Annotated in this window: 2 protein-coding genes; one reads left to right on the forward strand and one right to left on the reverse strand. The window is 38.7% G+C overall.

Features of this window, described 5'->3' with window-relative positions; translation table 11 throughout:
- A partial coding sequence (locus FH976_RS16025; RefSeq protein WP_228767480.1) for a hypothetical protein occupies window positions 1–263 on the forward strand: 263 nt, incomplete at its 5' end.
- A 269-nt stretch (window positions 264–532) separates the two neighbouring features.
- Here FH976_RS16025 and FH976_RS15625 read toward each other — a convergent pair.
- Entirely contained in the window at window positions 533–1,618 is a 1,086-nt protein-coding gene (locus FH976_RS15625; RefSeq protein ID WP_194091699.1) for a phospholipase D family protein, read from the reverse strand.
- Window positions 1,619–2,283 lie beyond the last annotated feature (665 nt).

Raw genomic sequence — 2,283 nt, forward strand, 5'->3', positions numbered from 1 at the left:
TTCATAGTGATAACGAGGATGCTAATTGGTATTCGTACTGTATCAGTACCCGATTAGATCTAGACGGTATACTTGAAACTTTTAATAGCTTCAAAACTTCATTGCTGGACAATACAAATCCAGTCGATAGATTGTATTATGGAAATAACTCTGCAAATTACGAAAGTCCATTTTTCTCTGCAAAGCAGGTACAACCTCTAGAGTACTCATTTTATCAAAAGTTAATGAAACTTGGTTTGCATAGCGATCTGTTGCCGTTTTAAGATGTAACCGAAAACCCAATAGCCAAAGAGGGGCTTAATCCTTGAATCAGGGCTGGATACCAGCTCAACTAAAAAATACCTTTCTTACGGAGCACCACCTCAGCTTTAAAGTTAAGGTCGTGTATAGGTATTCGGATAACCTTGTAATCTGTCATGGACTAGGTGAAAACGCTGAGGCAAGTAGCTGAAACGGTTCAAGGTTTCTTAGGGATAGGGGTGGGTAAAGTCGAACCATATAGTTTCATGCTGTATCGTTCGACTTTTATTTTTTATGTCATACAGCTCTCAATTTTGTTAATCAAAAACTCGCCAAACTCTTTGGTTATCTGCACCTTATCGTTGCCGAAATTGAGTGTGCCAAGGGTAAAATTACCTGATTTTGTCACAGGGGTTTGGGGGTAAAGTTGACGAAATTCTTCTAAAGCATCGTTACGTTTAATGTGGTGCTCCCACCATGAACCACCGAAATCACAGCTACGGTTTTGCCCTTCCATATACCAAGGCCAACGTTCTTTCCATGCTTCTTGTCTTATTTCTTCATCTGTAACATGGAATAAGCTGCCTGTGACTTTAAAGTAGCTAAGTAGAGCTCCAGAACCGACGCCAGCGGTAATGACGATATCCTCCTTGCTAACTCCTTTGGGCTTCTTCTTGGAAAAGTGCAGGTTTTGGTGGAGGTCAGAGAAGTCCCTCTGTTCCTCAAGCAACACGGGCTCTTCTTGAGTACCGATTGGCTTTAGGAAATAAAGTGGATCTTTATCCGAATCGCTTTCTGATGAGTAAACTCGTGGCAGGATGTCGATATCAGCAGTTGGTTGCTTTGTTTCCCATGCTTTCTGTGAGGTGTACTGATCAGCGAACATCACAGCTTTTCTAAGTTGGGTTAATGTTAGTTCTCTAAATTCAATAGCTTCGTAAATTTCATCAATGAGATTGTCCAGATGCTCATTGTGTTGTGTTAGTACTCCCCATTCATGGTTATTGTGTAATCCGTTGTTGGTGAAGTTTGCCGATGTGATGATGGCTTGATGTTCATGACCTGCGGTTAGTACGTAGATCTTTCCATGGAGGTTATTATCGATATGAACTTTTGCCTTTACCGCAGGGTGTTTAGTTTTGAAGTATTCGAGGAAATCTAGTAACTGTTTTGGCTTTGTCAACTGTTCGGGATCATTGGCCTTGAATGTGGTAACTAGTTCAATGCTCTTTATTGCATTGAAATTAAAGCTCTCTAAAAAGCTCATCATATGAGAGGCTAAGAACGGCGATGTTATGAGTAGCCTATCGCCGCCTTGAATAATCAGCTCTTGCAGATCGTGGTGATGGGAGTCAGTTATGTTCGATATTATTTTCATGTTTACCCTAGCCTGAATGTCATGCTGATATCCCATCATATTTGATTACGCTTAACAGAGCATCAATATCGTTCTCTGGCTGTTTAGTTTTGTTAACTAGAGTGACTTGGCTATAAAAAACTCTACTAATCAGAGGTATAGTCTTAGCTAAAGACATCTCAAATTTATATTACTGAAATATGGGTATATAAATTAACGGAAGTCTAAATGAATAAATTATAACGACTCACCGACTATTTTCTATAGTGGGTGTTTCCAATTTAAGTTGATCATTATAATAGGTCTTGTACACTCTCTGTTGGGAAGACCTTCCATGCCACGACATGACTATTAGAAAGTATCTATTGGTTCAATTGGAGGAATAAAGTATGTGGGATATTATTTCAACACTGATAATGGTAGTGATAGTAGCTATCCCTGTGATAGGAAGTATCGAATACACTACTAGTAGACGGGAATATAAACCAATTAAAAAAAGAAAAAAATGATGGATGTAACCAGAGCAACGATAGACTTATTACATCAATAAACGATAGACTTATTACATCAATAAAAACAATTTTTCATACTATAACGGCTGATAACGACAGGGGATTTGCTGTCGGAGGACAATAAACTTTGATCATTTTTGAGGCATATTGCTACTAACAACACTTCGTAAAATG

The sequence above is a fragment of the Vibrio hibernica genome (assembly GCF_015223435.1).
Classification (GTDB): Bacteria; Pseudomonadota; Gammaproteobacteria; order Enterobacterales; family Vibrionaceae; genus Vibrio; species Vibrio hibernica.